Source organism: Pseudohongiella acticola, from assembly GCF_001758195.1.
Classification (GTDB): Bacteria; Pseudomonadota; Gammaproteobacteria; order Pseudomonadales; family Pseudohongiellaceae; genus Pseudohongiella; species Pseudohongiella acticola.
Genome location: NZ_MASR01000001.1, coordinates 1,101,923 through 1,119,941, shown reverse-complemented (window position 1 = coordinate 1,119,941; position 18,019 = coordinate 1,101,923). Strand labels below are relative to the sequence as shown.

Annotated in this window: 20 protein-coding genes and 1 pseudogene; 12 read left to right on the top strand and 9 right to left on the bottom strand. The window is 55.0% G+C overall.

Features of this window, described 5'->3' with window-relative positions:
* Window positions 1-13 precede the first annotated feature (13 nt).
* The 8 genes from PHACT_RS04645 to merT all read right to left on the bottom strand — a co-directional run bounded on the left by PHACT_RS04645 (window position 14) and on the right by merT (window position 5,283).
* A complete protein-coding gene (locus tag PHACT_RS04645; protein WP_083264345.1) occupies window positions 14-499 on the bottom strand; it encodes a TolC family protein in 486 nt (161 codons plus the stop codon).
* Between the two features lie 46 nt (window positions 500-545).
* Window positions 546-1,793: an IS256 family transposase gene (locus PHACT_RS04640; RefSeq protein ID WP_070116120.1), complete on the bottom strand. Its 1,248-nt coding sequence runs from the start codon at window positions 1,791-1,793 to the stop codon at window positions 546-548.
* A gap of 425 nt (window positions 1,794-2,218) precedes the next feature.
* Window positions 2,219-2,434 (bottom strand): hypothetical protein, encoded by a 216-nt coding sequence (locus PHACT_RS04635; RefSeq protein ID WP_068810619.1) that lies wholly within the window; start codon window positions 2,432-2,434, stop codon window positions 2,219-2,221.
* A gap of 58 nt (window positions 2,435-2,492) precedes the next feature.
* Entirely contained in the window at window positions 2,493-2,699 is a 207-nt protein-coding gene (locus tag PHACT_RS04630; protein WP_068810620.1) for an FAD-dependent oxidoreductase, read from the bottom strand.
* Complete coding sequence (merC, locus tag PHACT_RS04625; protein WP_068810621.1) at window positions 2,692-3,132, bottom strand: organomercurial transporter MerC; 441 nt, start codon at window positions 3,130-3,132, stop codon at window positions 2,692-2,694. Before merC ends, PHACT_RS04630 begins: the two co-directional genes overlap by 8 nt.
* Before the next feature lie 57 nt (window positions 3,133-3,189).
* The gene (gene merA / locus PHACT_RS04620) at window positions 3,190-4,596 is read right to left on the bottom strand and encodes a mercury(II) reductase (RefSeq protein ID WP_070116119.1); all 1,407 of its coding nucleotides are present in this window, start codon (window positions 4,594-4,596) and stop codon (window positions 3,190-3,192) included.
* Between the two features lie 13 nt (window positions 4,597-4,609).
* Window positions 4,610-4,918, bottom strand: coding sequence for a mercury resistance system periplasmic binding protein MerP (merP, locus tag PHACT_RS04615; RefSeq protein WP_068810623.1), 309 nt, complete (start codon window positions 4,916-4,918; stop codon window positions 4,610-4,612).
* A 14-nt stretch (window positions 4,919-4,932) separates the two neighbouring features.
* A complete protein-coding gene (gene merT, locus PHACT_RS04610) occupies window positions 4,933-5,283 on the bottom strand; it encodes a mercuric ion transporter MerT (RefSeq protein WP_068810624.1) in 351 nt (116 codons plus the stop codon).
* 72 nt (window positions 5,284-5,355) lie between these two features.
* Between merT and merR the strand changes: the two genes are divergently transcribed.
* The 9 genes and pseudogenes from merR to PHACT_RS15975 form a co-directional block, all read left to right on the top strand.
* Window positions 5,356-5,811: an Hg(II)-responsive transcriptional regulator gene (merR, locus tag PHACT_RS04605; protein ID WP_070116118.1), complete on the top strand. Its 456-nt coding sequence runs from the start codon at window positions 5,356-5,358 to the stop codon at window positions 5,809-5,811.
* 505 nt (window positions 5,812-6,316) lie between these two features.
* Window positions 6,317-6,658, top strand: coding sequence for a hypothetical protein (locus PHACT_RS04600; protein ID WP_139141440.1), 342 nt, complete (start codon window positions 6,317-6,319; stop codon window positions 6,656-6,658).
* A gap of 175 nt (window positions 6,659-6,833) precedes the next feature.
* Window positions 6,834-8,066 carry a TolC family protein gene (locus PHACT_RS04595; RefSeq protein WP_211284382.1) on the top strand — a complete coding sequence of 411 codons (1,233 nt, stop codon included), beginning with the start codon at window positions 6,834-6,836 and terminating at the stop codon, window positions 8,064-8,066.
* Between the two features lie 32 nt (window positions 8,067-8,098).
* Window positions 8,099-9,598, top strand: a complete 1,500-nt coding sequence (locus PHACT_RS04590; protein WP_083264343.1) for an efflux RND transporter periplasmic adaptor subunit — start codon at window positions 8,099-8,101, stop codon at window positions 9,596-9,598.
* Entirely contained in the window at window positions 9,595-12,729 is a 3,135-nt protein-coding gene (locus tag PHACT_RS04585) for an efflux RND transporter permease subunit (RefSeq protein ID WP_070116114.1), read from the top strand. Before PHACT_RS04590 ends, PHACT_RS04585 begins: the two co-directional genes overlap by 4 nt.
* Before the next feature lie 61 nt (window positions 12,730-12,790).
* Window positions 12,791-13,615: a copper-binding protein gene (locus PHACT_RS16470; RefSeq protein ID WP_245730582.1), complete on the top strand. Its 825-nt coding sequence runs from the start codon at window positions 12,791-12,793 to the stop codon at window positions 13,613-13,615.
* 60 nt (window positions 13,616-13,675) lie between these two features.
* Window positions 13,676-14,005 (top strand): hypothetical protein, encoded by a 330-nt coding sequence (locus PHACT_RS04575; protein ID WP_070116113.1) that lies wholly within the window; start codon window positions 13,676-13,678, stop codon window positions 14,003-14,005.
* Between the two features lie 181 nt (window positions 14,006-14,186).
* Complete coding sequence (locus tag PHACT_RS16750; RefSeq protein WP_068893796.1) at window positions 14,187-14,417, top strand: DUF2933 domain-containing protein; 231 nt, start codon at window positions 14,187-14,189, stop codon at window positions 14,415-14,417.
* A gap of 212 nt (window positions 14,418-14,629) precedes the next feature.
* A pseudogene (locus tag PHACT_RS15975) lies at window positions 14,630-15,000 on the top strand (P-type ATPase); the annotation flags it as partial.
* A 256-nt stretch (window positions 15,001-15,256) separates the two neighbouring features.
* Here the strand turns inward: PHACT_RS15975 and cadR are convergent.
* Window positions 15,257-15,664 (bottom strand): Cd(II)/Pb(II)-responsive transcriptional regulator, encoded by a 408-nt coding sequence (cadR, locus tag PHACT_RS04560; protein ID WP_070116111.1) that lies wholly within the window; start codon window positions 15,662-15,664, stop codon window positions 15,257-15,259.
* Window positions 15,665-15,759: 95 nt separating this feature from the next.
* On the opposite strand from cadR, the gene PHACT_RS04555 reads away from it, so the two are divergent.
* From PHACT_RS04555 to PHACT_RS16660, 3 genes are all read left to right on the top strand, one after another.
* Window positions 15,760-16,656 (top strand): cation transporter, encoded by an 897-nt coding sequence (locus PHACT_RS04555; protein ID WP_070116110.1) that lies wholly within the window; start codon window positions 15,760-15,762, stop codon window positions 16,654-16,656.
* A gap of 3 nt (window positions 16,657-16,659) precedes the next feature.
* A complete protein-coding gene (locus tag PHACT_RS16745; RefSeq protein ID WP_070116109.1) occupies window positions 16,660-17,457 on the top strand; it encodes a transposase in 798 nt (265 codons plus the stop codon).
* A 200-nt stretch (window positions 17,458-17,657) separates the two neighbouring features.
* Complete coding sequence (locus tag PHACT_RS16660; RefSeq protein ID WP_317622274.1) at window positions 17,658-17,960, top strand: hypothetical protein; 303 nt, start codon at window positions 17,658-17,660, stop codon at window positions 17,958-17,960.
* The last annotated feature ends 59 nt before the right edge of the window (window positions 17,961-18,019 follow it).

The window sequence follows — 18,019 nt, the reverse complement described above, 5'->3', positions numbered from 1 at the left end:
AGATGCCGCAGTTTTAGTGACCAGAGAACTCAAAGGGCCAAAGCCGCCCGCCTACCAGTCGATCTATTTCTGCATGGGCCTGATACTGGTCGGCCATGGAGCGGGATAACAGTAGTCGGGCCTCAAGCAGGGCCTGCTCAGCCTGAATAACATTGGAGAAATCCGCGATGCCCTCCTGATAGTCAGACTGTGACGCTGTCAGTGATTGCTGTGCGATAGGTATCAACTGCTCACGGCACAACTCGATGGCGTGTTGGGCTTCCTCGGCGCGTGATAGTGCTTGTTCAAGCTCGGCAAGCAGCTGATTGTGAAGATACTGGATGTCGGTTCGGGCACTGTTAAGTTGGTAGTCTGACGCGGCTTTGCGTGCAGAGCGCTTGCCAAAATCCAGGGGTATGTTGACTGATACGCCCACCTGCAGGCGCAGGTCGCTGGCATTCCACAGTTCGTTGTAACCCACATTGACCTGTACGTCGGGGAAGTCGTTTTTATAGGTCAGGTCCCGGTCGGGGAGTTATTGTCAAATCTGGTGTTCAGGCATTTGATCAAGCGACTTTCTGGTCAGCTGTTATCACCTCTTCACCATCCCTGAACTTCACACCCTGGACCACCTTGGCCAGGTAATTAAACCCGCGCTGTTTGCGCCAGTTCTTCTGAGCACATTCCCCCAACTTATAGATCATGTGCAACATACCGTCTCGACTCAGGCAGCCCTTTGAGCGTTTCGTCCGGTGACGGATCGTACCGAATGTCGACTCGATAGGATTGGTCGTTCTCAAACTCTGCCAGTGCTTGGCTGGAAAATCATAAAACGCCATCAACTCCTCACGATCTTTGTGTAAGCACTGCACCGCTTTGGGATACTTTGCCTCGTACATGCGCTCAAACTGCTCAAAAGCCGCCTCGGCTTCTTTTCGCGTTGCCGCCTGCCAGATCTCATGAAGCGCCTGCTTCATCTTCGGCTGTACTGACTTGGGGGCCGCGTTCAGCACATTGGCTGTTTTATGCACCCAACACCGTTGCTGACGGGTCGCACCATACACCTCATCCAATGCCGACCAGAAGCCCATCGCTCCGTCACCAACGGCCAGTTTGGGTGTATTCATTCCCCTGGCTTTCAGATCAAGCAACACCTCACGCCAACTCTGTGTCGACTCGCGAACACCGTCCTCAATGGCCAAAAAATGCTTCTGACCGCGTTCATTAACACCAATGATCACCAGCGCACACAGCTTGGTATCCTCGGCCCTCAGGCCACTGTAGATACCATCAGCCCACAGATACACCCAACGATCCCTGTCCAGCCGAGATTGTCGCCAGGCGGTATACTCCTGCGCCCACTGACGTTTCAGCCGTGCCACGGTACTGGCGGACAAACCTTTGGCTTCGGGGCCCACCAGCACTTGCAATGCATTGTCCATCTCGCCCGTCGAGACGCCTTTCAGATACAGCCACGGCAGAGCAGCCTCCAGCGAACGCGTCTTGCGCACATACGGCGGTACCAGCGCTGAGCGAAAGGTGACCGGTTTACCATCTTTGGCGCGAATTTTAGGTACCTTGACCGTCACGGGTCCAACTCCCGTCTGAATGTCGCGCTCCGGCTGGTAGCCATTGCGCACAACTGCGGCACGGCCATCTTCCAGTCGTCGTTCTGTGAATTGTTGTAAATACTCTGACAACTCGGCTTCTACGGCCTGTTGAATCAATTCTCGGGCACCTTGACGAAGTAATTGTGTCAACGGATCGGCAATCTTCTCTCGACCTGCAAACCCAACAACGTTACTCTTGTCCATAGCGGCGTATTCCTCGTGTTGATTGACTTGTTTGGCGACAACAAATCAACCAGATACGTCGCTTCTTTTCAACCTCCCTGAACACCAGATTCAGTTATAACTCCTTATCTGATGGCAGGGGTTGTTTTCTGGGCAACACGATCAGTGCTGCGCTTGCTTTGAAACTAAGCCCCTATTGCTGGGTCGCTGTTTCGTAGATACGTTCAAAGGAAATCAACGGCTAGATTGGCATTGCTACAGCTTAGTGGGCAGCAGAGAACTTTGAAATGTGCTCGCTCAATTGCTTATCAGGCTGCCAACATGATTGTGATATCTCCATCGATAGCACACGATATTCGCGTGGCGATTTCATTTCAAGGCCCTTATGTGGATGAGTCGCGTTATAGCGTTCAACCCAATGCGCCAGTAGATACTTTTCCAGCTTATCACTTTTTCCTTAAATATTTGATCAGTGCCAAGATGGCAACCACCAGCAGAACAATCAGAAAAACCCAGATAACTGCCATGAAGATACCCATGCCCGGCATCATGCAGCCTTCCATCATGCCATCGCCCATGCGATCGGGCTCTTGGGCAAGAATAAGAGTGGGCATTAAGAGTCCTGGCATTAGAAAAAACAGCTTCTCGAACATCTTAGTCATAGTTCCTCCAGTTTTCGTTCTATGAGCTTTTCCGAAGATTGGCGACTTCAGCGGAGTGTCATTTCATGCGCTCGTAGCCATCGATTACCTCGGTGGCCGCGATCAGCTTCTTCTTCGGGTCACAGCCGCGCAGCCTGCAGGTGCCACCATAAGGCCGATGGTCATTGATGGCTACCGACCGACCGGCTTTGCGGCAACCAAACGCGGTGACGGTGGCGGCAGTGCCGGTGCCAATCACGACTAAATCATACGTTTGGTCAGTCACCTGTTTTCTCCTCGTTGTGCTCGCACCTGCCCCCCGTGTTTTTCGGTTCACATCGTTTATTTCGGGCTGAAACCATATCCCAGACCGAGACACCCAGCATGAATCCAAGCCCCGGATAGAAATACCATTCACTCATCGTTATGGCTCCGATCAATATTAATATCGGGCCAATCAACCCCAGCGCTGCACGAGGCCACTGCCCGTGACTGAAGTACCCCAACACATTGACGACCATCACCAGAACGGCTATGAGCGGAATGACCCAGCTCACGAGTACCGATTCCCACTGACTGAGAAATCCTAAGCCCAAAGCCGCGCCTATAGCGCCCAGTGCGGGGAAACACGCGGAACATCCTATTCCTGCAACCAGGGCCCCGCTAAAGCCAGCTTTGTCACCAATGCGGACTATCATGTTAGACAAGTTATTGAACATACTGTCTTCCTTTATTACCGATTTCAAGGATGATTTCATGCAACCTCGTACACTCTCCTACGCAGCGCAACAAGATAGCTGTTTAACATCCTTGGTGAACGTCTGAGCGCAAAGCTTGAGGCCTTCCACCATGGTCAAATAAGGAAACATCTCATCACCGATAGCCTGCACCGTCATTCCCGCGCGCAGCGCCATTACCGCCGTCTGAATCAGTTCACCGGCATCTCCCGCTACCGCCTGCACACCCAGCAACTTTCCTGAGTCGCGATCGGCCACCATCTTTATAAAACCATTGGTGTCGAAATTGACCAGCGCGCGCGGTACATTCTCCAGATCCAGCACACGCGTATCCACGGTGAAGCCTCGATTGATTGCCTCGGCTTCTGTCAGGCCAACGGTGGCCACCTGAGGGTCGGTAAACATCACGGCTGGCATGGCGCTGAGGTCCAGGATTGTCTTGCCTCCCGTCATGTTGACAGCAGCCCGACTGCCTCCGGCAGCGGCGACGTAAACAAATTGCGGCTGACCGGTGCAGTCACCGGCGGCATAGACACCGGGGACCGTGGTTTGAAGTTGTTCGTCCACCTGGATCGCACCACGGGAGGTTTCCACGCCGATACCCTCCAGGTTCAGGGCCTCGGTATTGGGGGTCCGTCCGGTGGCCACCAACAGTTGATCTGCCCGCAGGGTGCCAGCGCTGGTGTGGAGACTAAATTCATTGTCGGTGTATTCCACACGGCTGGCCTGTGTCTGCCTGAGCACCTCTATGCCTTCGCGCTTGAACGCTGCCTCAATGGCCTCGCCGATTGCAGGGTCTTCACTGGATAGTAGATGGCTGCGGGCCAGGACAGTGACCTGGCTACCCAGTCGGGCAAAAGCCTGAGCCAGCTCCAAAGCGACAAATCCGGCGCCGATTACAATCAACCGTTCTGGCAAAGCCTCCAGTGTCATTGCGCTGGTGGAAGTCAGGTAGGGCGTTTCAGCCAGCCCTGGTAGCGGCGGCACCGCCGGGCGGGCGCCAGTGCCGATGAAAGCACAATCGAAGCGGACGCTCTGCTCGTCACCTTCATTCAGCCTGACCGCCAGGTGATTGGCATCGAGAAAGCGGGCCTCACCGTTCAGGACCGTGATGCCTGAGTGGTCGCGCAAAATCCGCTGATACTTGGCATCACGCAGCTCGTCGACACGTTCCTGCTGTAGCTGGAGCAGTTTCGCCCGATCCACCACAGGTGCGCGGGCGCTCAATCCCTCGTCGAAGGGGCTTTCCTTTCGCTGATGCGCTATATGCGCGGCGCGGATCATGATCTTCGAGGGCACGCAGCCGACATTCACGCAGGTGCCGCCGATTGTGCCTCGCTCGATCAGGGTAACGCGTGCTCCGCGTTCGGCCACCTTCAGGGCTGCCGCCATGGCCGCCCCGCCGCTGCCGATCACCGCAATATGCAGGGTTTTGTTATCGCTCATATGAGGGCTTTCCTTACTGAGATGAGTCGTTGTCATTCGCGTTCGTGGATTTGAGGGTCGATGGAAAGCCGGCGTTGGTGGTGGCTTCGGTCAACGCCGCCACGGATGTCTGGGCGTCGTCGAAGGTGACCACGGCTTCACGTTCTCGATAGTCCACGTCGATCTGCGAGACGCCTTCCACTTGGCCTAGAGCCACCTTGATGGTAATCGGACAAGTAGGGCAGGTCATGCCGGGCACCGAAAGTGTCACGGTCTGCAGCGCAGCCCAGGCGGGCGTGCTAAGCAGGGTTATGAACAAGAGCATAATGAATCGCATTTTCATGGGAAAATCTCCTATTAATAGAACAGTGGAAGAGCGTAAGGGAATACCAGGCCAATCAGTACCAGCACCGATACGACCCAAAAAGCCACCTTGTAGGCCGCGCGGACACGAGGCACGGCGCATACCTCTGCCGGCGCGCACTTCTGTGGTGGTCGAAAGACTCGGCGCCACGCGAAGAGCAAAGCCACAATTGCAATGCCGATGAAGAGCGGGCGGTAGGGCTCCAAGGCCACCAGGTTACCAATCCAGGCGCCGGAAATTCCCAGCGTAATCAGCACCAGGGGCCCAAGGCAGCAGGCCGAGGCCAAAAGCGCAGCAATACCTCCCGCAGCTAGGGGGACACGCCCTGAATTCGACATTGACATGATGCTTGCTCCTTTCATGATTTTCTTCACTAGGCTAAAGTTACATCCGTAGTTGGATACGGAGTCAATGCCATGCAGAACAAATTAATTACAATGACCATCGGCGGCCTGGCTAAAGCTGCTGACGTACATATTGAAACAATCCGCTACTATCAGAGTCGAGGCCTGTTAAAGAAGCCAGATCGACCGCTGGGTGGCATTCGCCGATATGATTCCACCGATATAGACCGGTTGATGTTCGTGAAAACGGCGAAAGAGTTGGGCTTCAGTCTCAATGAGATCAGCGACCTGCTTCGGCTGGAGGACGGCGCTCACTGTCAGGAAGCCAGTGCTCTTGCCGAGCACAAGTTACAGCGCGTACAAGAGAAGATCACCAGACTGAAGCGGATTGAGACGGTGTTGAGTGAAATGGTCGGTCAATGCCACGCGCAGCAGGGCAATGTCTCTTGCCCCCTGATTGCGTCGCTGCACGAAGGAATACCACAGTATGATGTAGTTGCTCCTGCTAAACCGATCACCACCCCTTAGCCGACGGGGTGCAGCGCAGCCTACGATACACACCCGAAGAAAAAGCGGCTTTGGTGGCCGAGTGTAGAGTAAGCGTGCAAATAAATTGCCTCTCCATATTGCCATTATTGACAACGGCGCCTCCGCCATAGCGGGTGCATTTTCACAGAACCCTAGGGCGCCACCCTGGGCTTGAGTGAGCGTGTGGCCCAGGAAAAGGAGTCAGAACAGACTCCCCGGATTCTGACATTGGATGACGTGCCCCGAGCCTGCTGTGAATGTCACTACCAGCAGGCTACATGTCAGTTTTACACCAATGGGTAACGTGCTAGCTTTACATCTGTTGCTGATAAATGTATTCTGGTAGACCTGATATGTCGATTTCCCACATGTCAAGTTTAAATTAAACGTTGCCGTTATGATCAAACATCGCAATCGAAATATATACCAATTATTGACATGGTTTTTTGTGGCCAGTCTACTGCTGAACGTTCAGTCAGCTTTCGCTTGCACGATGATGCCCGATATGCCCGACATGCAGGAACCTGTGCATGAATGCTGCCTTGTCAGGCAGAACAGCCCGGAAATCCAGGTGCCAGATTCCGCAGGAATGCCTACGGATAATTGCTTCACTCTGAAGGCATCGCTGCAGATCAAGCCATCGCCCGAGGCCGATGCCGACCCGGGTAACGACCATGTGTTGGTGAAAGATAAACAGGGATTACAAGACCTGACGCCAGCCATTGCACTGCTTATTCTCACTGTTCTGCGCGTTCCGCGCGTCAGTACATCTTTTGCCTCAGCCAATGGTGAGCATCTCCCCACCCCTCTGCCTGTTTACCAGGCAACCCAGCGCTACCGCATTTAACAGCACTCCGTATTTGTGACCGAGTCAGACCGGCAGGATATTCCTGCGGGACCTGCTTTTTGTTCAACATCGGAGTTCAACAATGCATTATCCTCAAACACGGATCAGATTATTTTTCGTTTCCGGATTTAAGTCCGGCCTGCTTTTACTTGCGCTGGCGGCCTCACTCGTTTTCTTGCCAGTAGCCGCACAAGAGACCGAAGGCCTTACGTCCGAGGAACTGATTCAGGACATCCTCCAACTAAACCCCGGTCTGGCTGCTCAGCGTTTGGAAGCGCTTGCCCGCAACGAGGAAATCGTCAATGCCGGCGCGCTTGACGATCCCCGAGTCAGCTACTCGGTGGCACCGGCAACCATTGGACAGAACATCCCCAGCGCCTTGGGAAATGCCTTGGGGGTGCGCCAGGTTATTCAACTCAGCCAGAATATCCCGTGGGCGGGTAAGCGCCAATTGCGCACGGAAGTGGCGCAGGCGCAAAGTGCTGCGGCGCACTTCTCAACAGATGATCTGCAACTGCAATTGATCGCAGCTGGCCGTTTGCATTGGGCAAGCTGGTGGGATGTTCACCAGGCGTTAACCATCAACCGTGAACAGCAGAGGCTACTTACAGAGCTGGAGAACGTGATTGAGACCCAATACGCCAGCGGCGCCGGTCTGCAACAGGATCTGCTTCAGGTGCAAACGGCTCAGATCCGGGCTGATCATCGTGGCATCGTTCTTGAACAGCAATTGGAACGCATCAGGGCACGTATTAACGCGTTACGCAATCGTCCAGCAATTGCTGAGATCGCCGCCGCTCAAGGCGAACCCCGACCCCCGGCGTTGCCATCCGAGGAAATACTAAGAAACTGGTTGGAGCAAGCACATCCTGCGCTGCAATCGGCTCGGGCCGATGTGGATGCCGCGCGGGCTGATCGCGCCTTGACGTATAAAAATGACTACCCTGATGTACAGGTCAATGTGGGCTACAACGAGTTGTGGAACGCCAGTGATCTGCGTCTCCAGGTAGGTGTGTCGGTGAACATACCACTGGATTTCGGCAAACGATCAGCACGTAAAGCAGCGTCGGATTATCGCTACAACAGCGCGCAATCAGACATCAATTACCTGAGGAACCAGCTGCTATCCGAGCTTGCGCAGCAGCTGTCCTGGGCAAGGGAGGCGCATCATGCAATTGAACTGGCCCGTGATCAGTTGATACCCAAGGCAACTCAAACTCTCGCGGCGTCGCAGTCTGACTATCAGCAAGGCATCGCAGACTTCTCCAATGTCATTCAGGCTGAGCAGGCCCTGCTGGAAGCGCGGTTATTGCTATCCAATTCCCTGGCCAGCCAGTACCAGGCGCACGCTGAAATTGATCGACTGGTCGGCGGACAGCTCTGGCCTCTTGATCCTGCGTCCTTGTAAATATTATTGAATCTAATGAAGAGAGAAGAATCATGAGTCAACGAAACATGCTTGTTGGCGGGGTTGTTGCAGCAGTGCTGGCAAGCTTGGCCATCTATATTTTTTTGATGCCTGAACAAGACGGCATGACTGAATCACAGACAACTTCGGCATCAAGACAACCTCTGTATTGGGTAGCCCCGATGGATCCTGATTATAGACGGGATGAGCCCGGTCTCTCTCCCATGGGTATGGACCTGGTGCCGGTCTATGAGGGAGGTGACGATGGCGCCGATGTCTCCATCTCCCCTACTGTGCAGCAGAATCTGGGCGTGCGTCTGGGGATGGCAACATCGGGTGAATTCCAACAGCAAGTTGACGCAGTTGGTTATACCGCGTGGGACCAATCAACTATCCAGATGCTGCATCCCCGGGCCGAAGGATGGCTGGAGCAGTTCAATGTTGCTAGCGTCGGTGATCGTGTCGAAGCGGGCCAAATCCTGTATGAGCTTTTTGCACCACGACTGGTCAGCGCTCAGCGCGAATACCTGAATGCAGCCGGAAATTCGTCTCTGCGCAGAGCGGCCGAGGAGCGGCTGCTTGCACTTGGGGTGACACAGGAGCAAGTGGCAGAGCTCGCCAGCAATAATGAAGTCAGTGCCCGGCTTGCTTATCGCGCTGCATCAGACGCAGTGGTGTCAGGCATTGGTGCGCGTGAAGGCAGTTACGTGACGCCCACCAATAACATCTTGACGTTGGCCTCACTCAACCAGATATGGATAGATGTTGAGGTACCGGCAACCACGATGCCCTGGATGGAATTGGGGCTGCCGGTCACTGCCGAATTTCCGGCCTTCCCTGGCGAAACGTGGCAGGGCCAGGTGGCACTTGTCTATCCCGAACTTGACCCCGTCACCCGAAGTCTGCGTTTGCGATTGGCACTTGACAATCCCGGGCACAGGCTGAAACCCAACATGTTTGCCAGCGTCCGGGTCGAAGGGCCGCCACGTCCGGATATTATCAGTGTGCCAAGGGAAGCCGTCATTCGGTCCGGCCAGGGTGCCCGTGTATTGACTGCGGCGGGCAATGGTCGCTTTAATGTGCAGCCGGTTCGCACCGGTGTTGTCAGCGGCGATCGGATTGAAATTCTGGCCGGACTGAGCGATGGCACGGAGATCGTCACTTCGGGTCAGTTTTTGCTGGACTCTGAAGCGAACGGCGAACAGGCCATGGCGCGACTTAATGCGGTTGTATCTGACCCTGAACAGTCCGATAGTCAGGATGAAAACACTGAAACAGCACCGGAGACCTTGACCGGGATCGGCACTATTCAGAGCATCAACGACAATGGAGTGACGCTAAGCCACGGTCCCATACCCGCCCTCAATTGGCCGCCAATGACCATGGGGTTCCAAATCATGCCAACCGTTGACCTGTCGAGCTTCGCAGAAGGCGATGACATCGAATTCGATTTCATGCCGATGCCTGATGGCGGCTACAGTATCACTGAGCTGCGCCGCGCTGGGATGCCAACACAGGGGGACACGCAATGATTGAAGCTGTCATTCGCGCTTCCCTGCGCAATCGCGGGCTGGTGCTGGTTGCCGCCCTCCTGTTGACCATTGCCGGTCTTTTGAATCTGCGCACCATGCCGGTCGATGCCTTACCTGACCTGTCCGATGTGCAGGTTATCATCCGTACCCCGTTTGCCGGCCAGGCGCCACAGGTTGTCGAGGATCAGGTTACCTATCCGCTGACCACGGCCATGCTTTCGGTGCCCGGCGCGGAGACAGTGCGAGGTTATTCTTTTTTCGGCGACTCCTACGTCTACATCATTTTCGATGACGATACGGATCCCTACTGGGCCCGTAGCCGGGTGCTGGAATATCTGAGCCAGGTCAGTTCCCGCTTGCCCCCCGGCGTAACGCCGGCGCTTGGCCCGGACGCCACCGGCGTAGGCTGGGTCTATGAGTATGCCTTGGTGGACAGAACCAATCAGCGTGACCTGTCGCAACTACGCGCAATCCAGGACTGGTTCCTGAAGTACGAGCTGCAAACCGTGGCAGGGGTGTCGGAGGTTGCCTCCGTCGGTGGTATGGTCAAGCAGTATCAAGTGATTGTGGATCCGGATCGCCTGAGCGCCTATGGCCTGACCTTGTCCGCTGTGAACCAGGCGATTCGGGCCGGCAACCAGGAAGTGGGCGGGTCTGTCATCGAGATGGCGGAAACGGAGTTCATGGTCAGAGCGACAGGTTACATCGAAGGTCTGGATGACCTTCGGGCCGTTCCGTTAAAAGTGGCACAGGACGGTACACCGGTGTTGCTGGGTGATGTTGCCCAGGTGCAGACGGGTCCGCAGTTGCGGCGCGGGGTCGCGGATCTGAACGGGGAAGGCGAGGTTGCCGGTGGCATTATTGTCATGCGTTCTGGTGAGAATGCACAGGCCACCATCGCCGCCGTGAAACAAAGGCTCGCTGAACTACAGGGAAGCCTGCCGGACGGGGTGGAGGTTGTTCCCACCTATGATCGCTCAGAGCTGATTGGCAGGTCGGTCGATAACCTATACACCAAGCTGCTTGAAGAGTTTGCGGTGGTCGCTTTTATTTGCGCGCTGTTTTTATTCCATTTGCGCTCATCACTGGTTGCCATTGCCACACTGCCGCTTGGGATATTGGCAGCACTGCTGATCATGCGCGGCCAGGATCTTAACGCCAACATCATGTCGCTGGGCGGTATCGCCATTGCCATTGGCGCGATGGTCGATGGCGCTATTGTGATGATCGAGAACGTGCACAAACATCTGGAGCATGATCCCGAAAAGGCAAAAACCGACCGCTGGGGTGTTATTGCGAAAGCCTCTGCCGAAGTGGGTCCGGCCCTGTTTTTCTCGCTGCTGATCATCACCTTCAGCTTTCTGCCAGTTTTCACGCTGGAGGCACAGGAGGGGCGGCTGTTTGCACCGCTGGCGTTCACCAAGACTTACGCGATGGCTGCCGCCGCTATTCTGTCGATAACCGTTGTACCGGTGCTGATGGGCTATCTGATCCGAGGCAAAATCATGCCTGAGAACAGAAATCCGGTGAATCGACTTCTAAGCTGGATTTATCGGCCCGTAATCAGGCTGGTCATGCGTGCGCCATGGGTGATGGTCGCCGCCGGTATCCTGGTGATGACATCAGCAATCTGGCCACTGTCCCGACTCGGGTCAGAGTTCATGCCGCCACTGGATGAAGGGGATTGGATGTACATGCCCACCACCCGGCCGGGCTTGTCCATTGGTGAGGCAACACAATTGCTGCAGCAGACAGATCGCCTGATCAAGTCTGTACCCGAAGTGGCACAGGTGTTCGGCAAGATCGGGCGTGCCGATACGGCCACTGATCCGGCGCCCCTGAGCATGATAGAGACCATCATACGCTTCAAGCCTGAGTCGGAGTGGCGTGAGGGCATGACCATCGAGAGCATCCGTGAGGAGATCCAGCGCACGGTGGATCTACCGGGCGTCACCAATGCCTGGGTCATGCCGATCAAGACCCGCATCGATATGCTGGCCACCGGTATCAAGACGCCGGTAGGGATCAAGATCGGGGGCCCTGACCTGCCTGTGATACAGAGCGTTGGTGCAGATATTGAAGCACTACTGCCGCAGGTACAGGGGACGGCAAGCGTGTTTGCCGAGCGCGTTGCTGGGGGACGTTATGTCACCGTGGACATTGATCGGGCGGCAGCTGCCCGCCATGGTTTGAATATCAACGACGTGCAGGCGGTTATTTCTTCTGCGATTGGCGGCATGAACGTCTCCGAAACCATTGAAGGGCTTGAGCGCTTCCCGATCAACGTGCGTTATCCGCAGGAAGTTCGCGGCTCTATCGATACCATCAGGGACTTGCCCGTATTGACGTCAGAAGGCGAGCGCATTCGCTTGGGTGATGTGGCACAGATAGAAATAGAAGACGGACCACCGATGATCAAAAGCGAGAATTCGCGACCGACCGGTTGGGTCTACGTGGATATCGCTGAGCGCGATATTGGCTCCTACGTCCAGGCCGCACAGCAACACCTGGCGGAAAATCTGGAATTGCCAGCCGGCTATTCGCTGACCTGGTCCGGTCAGTATGAATACATGGAACGCGCCAAAGAAAGGCTGACGCTGGTGGTACCGTTGACTCTACTTATCATTGCCTTTCTATTGTATCTGGCGTTTCGACGGCTGGGTGAAGTGTTGATCATCATGGCTACGCTGCCAATGGCAATTGCCGGCAGCAGCTGGTTGCTGTGGTGGCTAGCCTTTGATCTGTCGGTTGCCGTCGCCGTCGGGTTCATCGCACTGGCGGGTGTTGCGGTTGAGATCGGCGTGATTATGCTTATTTACTTGAACCAGTACCGGGCCCGCTATCTTGAACAGGCACAAGAAAACGGCGGTGCGTCAGTAGATGGACTACGTGAGGCGATAGCCGCAGGCGCGCTGCAACGACTGCGACCCATTGTGATGACGGTCGCTGCCATCACGGCGGGCTTACTGCCAATCATGCAAGGGCACGGCACGGGTGGAGAAATCATGAAGCGAATCGCCGCACCGATGGTAGGCGGCATGATCAGCACCCTGGTGCTGACTTTACTGGTGCTGCCTGCGGTCTACTTTTTGTGGCAGAAATGGCTATTGCGCGCGCAGCTTCACAAGTGAATGGACGAAAGAGAAAGCAGGACTATTTTTTGATGTTTGATAACCTGAAATGGAGATGCAAATGAAAAAGCTTTGTTTATTTACGGCCATGGGATTACTCGGTATCGGCTCTGCTGTGTCTGGCACTCTACAGGCGCAGGCGCACCTGTCGGTCATGCCGGACAAAGAGACTCTCTCGTCGGAGACTCGCCGCGGAATGATGCTCGCACAGGCGGCGCCTCAAGAGATGTCGATGCCCATGACAGACAATGACACCGAGAGCGGGGAGCCGGTCAAAGGCCGAGGAACTGTCGTCGGTATGGAGAAGGAAAACCGAAAAGTGACGCTAGCTCATGAGGCCATTGCGCAGTGGCAATGGCCGCCGATGACCATGACGTTCGATGTGGCCGAGGACGTGGACATGTCACAACTACAGGAGGGATCGGAAGTTGAATTTATGGCTGTTCGCCCGGAAGCAGGGGGGCAGGTGGTCGTTGAGATCGGGCCCGTCAATACGCTCGGGGTCTACAAGAATCCATCCTGTGGCTGTTGCGCGGGCTGGTTGGAGCACATGGACAAGCATGGCTTCAGCACCGAAGTTCATCATCCGCAGGATCTCAATGCCAAAAAGACGAGTCTGGGCATCAAGCCCGTCCACCAGTCCTGCCACACCACCGTCTCAGCAGAAGGTTACGTCTTTGAAGGCCATGTGCCGGCGAAATATGTTGAGCAGTTCCTGACGCAGAAACCAGCCGGGGCGCTTGGACTGGCAGTACCCGGCATGCCGTTGGGCAGTCCGGGCATGGAGGCGGGCGGTAAATTCACGCCTTACGATATTTTGCTGCTAAAAAAGGATGGTTCCAGTGAGATTTATGCGAGCGTGAAATTTCTGGCAGATCAATTTTAATGAAAAGCCGTCACCCAATACGATGACTTAACCTAAACTGAAATTTTTCAGGAGGAAGAGATGAAACTATCTACTGTTTTCGGCGCTACTGCGCTGGTGCTCGCGGTGCCTGTGTTTGCCCAGGATTCTGAAGAGCGTGAAGCTAGAGAGTCTGGCAACAGCAGACATTGCTCGATGATGCAGGATGGCATGATGAATATGATGAACGAGGAGCAAAAGACTGCTATGCAGGAGCACATGCAGGGGATGAAGACCACGATGGAGGAAATCCGCCAGGAGGAGAATCCTGAACGGCGCGCTGAGCTCATGCAAGTGCACATGGAGAGCATGCAACATGGCATGGACATGATGCAGAAGATGATGGATGGGATGATGCGGGATGATAATTGAACCGCAATCAGCTCTGTAAAAGAACTGCCCTGAAATTAGTTGAGTCGATCCAGCCGACCCCGGTGGCAAATGCTGCCGGGTCGGCGACCAAGGGGTTTGAGATTTACGAACTGTAGCTTCTTGGCGTCAGGCCTTCTTGGTGGGCAGCAACCAGTCACATATCGAAACTTGGGAGAGCATCATGGGTGATCACGATAAGCAACACAAGAGCACTATGAACAACTGGCTATTATGGTCTGTGGTAATCGCAGTCGGAGCAGTTGTGGGGTTTTTATTTTTGGGGGAGCGCCAATTTCCCGCCAGCACAATGTTTCTCATTCTGCTGTTTTTCCTCTGCCCTGCGATAATGTTCTTTATGATGCGTGGGATGACGGAGAACTCCGGAGACGACGACGGGGAGTCGGGTGGGTAAGGAATATAACCAAGTCGTCTGGTAGATATCAATATGGTTTGAGACTGCCGCGTCGGCAAAATTAGCAAGAACCCATCACACGGGAAACTGTCATCGCGGCAAGGAAACGCATGATGGAGACGAGGCCGCATCGGTCCCGATTGGCGGGAGCGCAGCTGCCCTGATCCATACCTGTCCCATGCTCCCGGAAATACGGTAACAGGCCCTGGGGCATTTTCCCCGTCGCCTTCGGGTCGGTTGGCGTAGTACCGGTTTATTTTGAAGCGGCCGCAGTGATTGTTGTGTTGATGCTGCTGGTCCAGACACTGGAGCTTAAGGCGCGTGAGCGTACTGGCGGAGCCATCAAGGCACTGTTAGAGTTGGCAACAAAGACAGCCAATCACCTGACCGCAGGAGGGCAAGAGGAATCGCGGTAGAAGCCATACAGGTTGGTGACCGCTTGCGCAGTCGGCCAGGCGAGAAAGTTCCAGTTGATGGAGCCGTGGCAGAGGGCGAGAGCCACGTAGACGAGTCGATGGTTAACGGTGAACCAATGCCCGTGCAAAAAGCCAAGGGTGATAGGCTGATCGGGGGCACTGTAAATTGGACTGATCCCGGATACAAGGTTCACACATACAGCCGAAGCGGGAAGCAGGAGTTAGAGGCCGACTGCGTCATCCATGAGGCTGTCAGAGCCCCAGCTCTCGACTCTCTCAAACCTGGTGCTGCAGGTATTGCTGTAGAATGCGGTCGGCCCAGACTTAACTAATATCGGGTAAGCCGATTAAATGGTTGATTTTACCTCTGCATGAGAGTGAGACAAATCGGCATCTCATCGGATTATCTGGTTGATGCCTCACCTACTGCTGGTGCATGTTTCCTTCGCTAATTCCAGCAAGAACCCCACACGCCTCAACTTCCCGGTTATCGTTGCAACTCGCTCTCAGTGAAACGAGTTGTTTCTCAAGCGCTTGCACAGCGGCTATCTGCGACCGCACACGAGAGATGTGATCATCGAGCAAGGCATTGACGGCGGTACAAGGCTGATGAGGATCGTCCTGATAGCTCTGTAGTTCGTGAATCTCAGCCAGTGACAGGCCCAGGATTCTGCAGCGACGGATGAAGGCCAGCTCCTCACCATGCTTCTCGGTATAGACACGGTAACGGTTGTCTTGCCGATCAGGCGGCGACAACAAGCCCTGCTGTTCATAGAAGCGGATCGTCTGTGTTTCGACCCCTACCAACTGCGCCAACTGACCAATACGCATCGGGTTCCTCCGCAACGAATTCTCTACGCTATTGACCTTATAGCGACTATATAGTTTTAAATGATTGCCCGATCACAGTCAAGTGGAGTCGTATCATGAGCAAAAACTGCGGACGCCCCTGTGGCGACGATGTAACGCCTGCGGCGGATACTGATATTCAGGCCTCCTCCGAAGCGTCGGGGAAATGGGTCAGCGTTTACGCCGTGCCGAAGATGGACTGTCCATCAGAAGAGCGAATGATTCGCCTGGCCCTGAACGGCTTTGAGGAGGTTCGGGCGCTGTCCTTCGACTTGTCGAACCGCCGGCTGAAGGTCGTGCATGACGGCGAAGTCGAGCCCGTCACCTCGAAACTGAAGACCTTGGGGCTAGGAGCCTCGCTTCAGGAAACCGTCGCTGCAAATCCGGAGACCATCAAGGCTGACGAGTTCTCGGCAGCTTCTGCTAAGCAAGAATCCTGGACCCTGCGCTGGTTGCTCGGCATCAATGCACTTCTGTTCGTGGTGGAAATGACTGCCGGTCTGATCGCCCAGTCCACCGGCCTGATTGGAGAATCCCTGGACAATTTTGCCGATGCGGCGGTGTACGGGCTTGCCCTTTATGCGGTTGGACATAGCGTGAAAATGCAGGTACGTGCCGCGCATCTTGCTGGTGTACTGCAACTGATCTTGGCTGTGGGCGTGCTCGTAGAGGTGGTGAGACGCTTTGTATTCGGTAGTGAGCCTGAATCGCTGGTGATGATGGCTATCGCATTCGTCGCATTGATTGCCAATACCAGTTGTCTGCTGCTCATATCCAAACATCGGGAAGGCGGGGCGCACATGAAGGCAAGCTGGATATTCTCGGCCAACGACGTGGTGATCAACCTGGGGGTCATCACCGCCGGCGCCCTGGTCGCGTGGACCGGTTCCAATTATCCGGATCTGATTATCGGCACCATCGCGGGGGGCATTGTACTTAACGGTGCCAGACGCATTTTGGCGTTGAAGGGTTAAATAATGCTCATTATTGGCAAAAAGCTCTCGCCGTATGCCCTGTTGTCCATATCGGGCCTGCTGGCAGCGTCTGATCAGGCTGTAAAGTGGCTGGTGCAGCAATCAATGGCCTATGGCGAGTATGTTTCGGTGACCCCGTTCTTTAACTGGGTGCACCTATGGAACACCGGTGCCGCATTCAGTCTTTTTGCGAATGGTGGAGGCTGGCAGCGCTACTTTTTTATCGGAATCGCGGTAGTGGTCTCAATTTTTCTGATCAAGCTGATCCTTGAAAATCGTCAAAAAGGCGAGGAACGAACCCTGCTCGACCTGTTGGCCACCCGCCGCCAGGACGTGTTGACCAGCTACCCAATGAAGCTGAAAGACCGACAAAAGGTCGAGATCGTCAGCATGAACAAATGGAGCCCCTTCTACGACATCTGGGATGCCACCACACGGCTCCAGGCAGAAGCCGCCGTGGACGAGGGGATAGCCACCACCCCGAAGGGCCAAAAGGAAGTCTCGAGCGATCTGATCAGGCCAGTCGGAAACTGGCGCGAAGAGTTCACGGCCTACTTCGACACGGACATGCCCGTCACCAACGCTTACACGGAGTCCATCAACCGACTGGCCAAGGACAAGAACCGTGAAGGGCGCGGATACTCCTTCGAGGTGATGCGGGCACGAATGCTCTACACCACGAAGCACAAGAAAAAGGCACCGACTGCGAAGATCTCTCCTTTCTACAAGAAAACCATCGGTTACGGACTGCAGGACTTCGCAAAGGAGCTCAACTACGGGGTCGATCTATCAACCATCTGAGGGTGGTATCAGATTGATGGGGTGAAGGTGCCCCATCAACCATTAAATCCGTAAACCCTAAATATCTACAGAGCATTTCCAATGCGGCGGGTGACGCCGCTCAAGCAGGTCCATCGCTGCCCCGTCTCCAGTCACGATGCCAAAGTTGCCACTATGAATGTGTTGGAAGGTAACCATTGATCGCCTGACGAGCGGGGTGTATCGAGCGTGGCTTCACGCCGCCGCCCATCGCCTCGGTTGGGCTGAATGAATCTCAAGCACGCGGCCAAGGTCTGAAGTTCGACGTGAAAAGTCAGCTCACGCCCAACTGGTTTACGGCTCGCCAGACTGCAGAGACAGTCTATGGCTTCAAGATGCTGGTGGAAGAAGAGTCAGATCTGATCTTGGGTGCACGTCCGGATGGGCCATTTGCGGATGAGATCATCGGTATCTTTGGCTTGGCTATCCGGCAGAAACTGACCGCGGAACAACCAGGGCAACGACGCTTGCGTATCTCACGGTAGCCTCAGATATTGGATCTATGCTATGGTTGTCCTGCTACCCGCTATTCATGGGAATACAT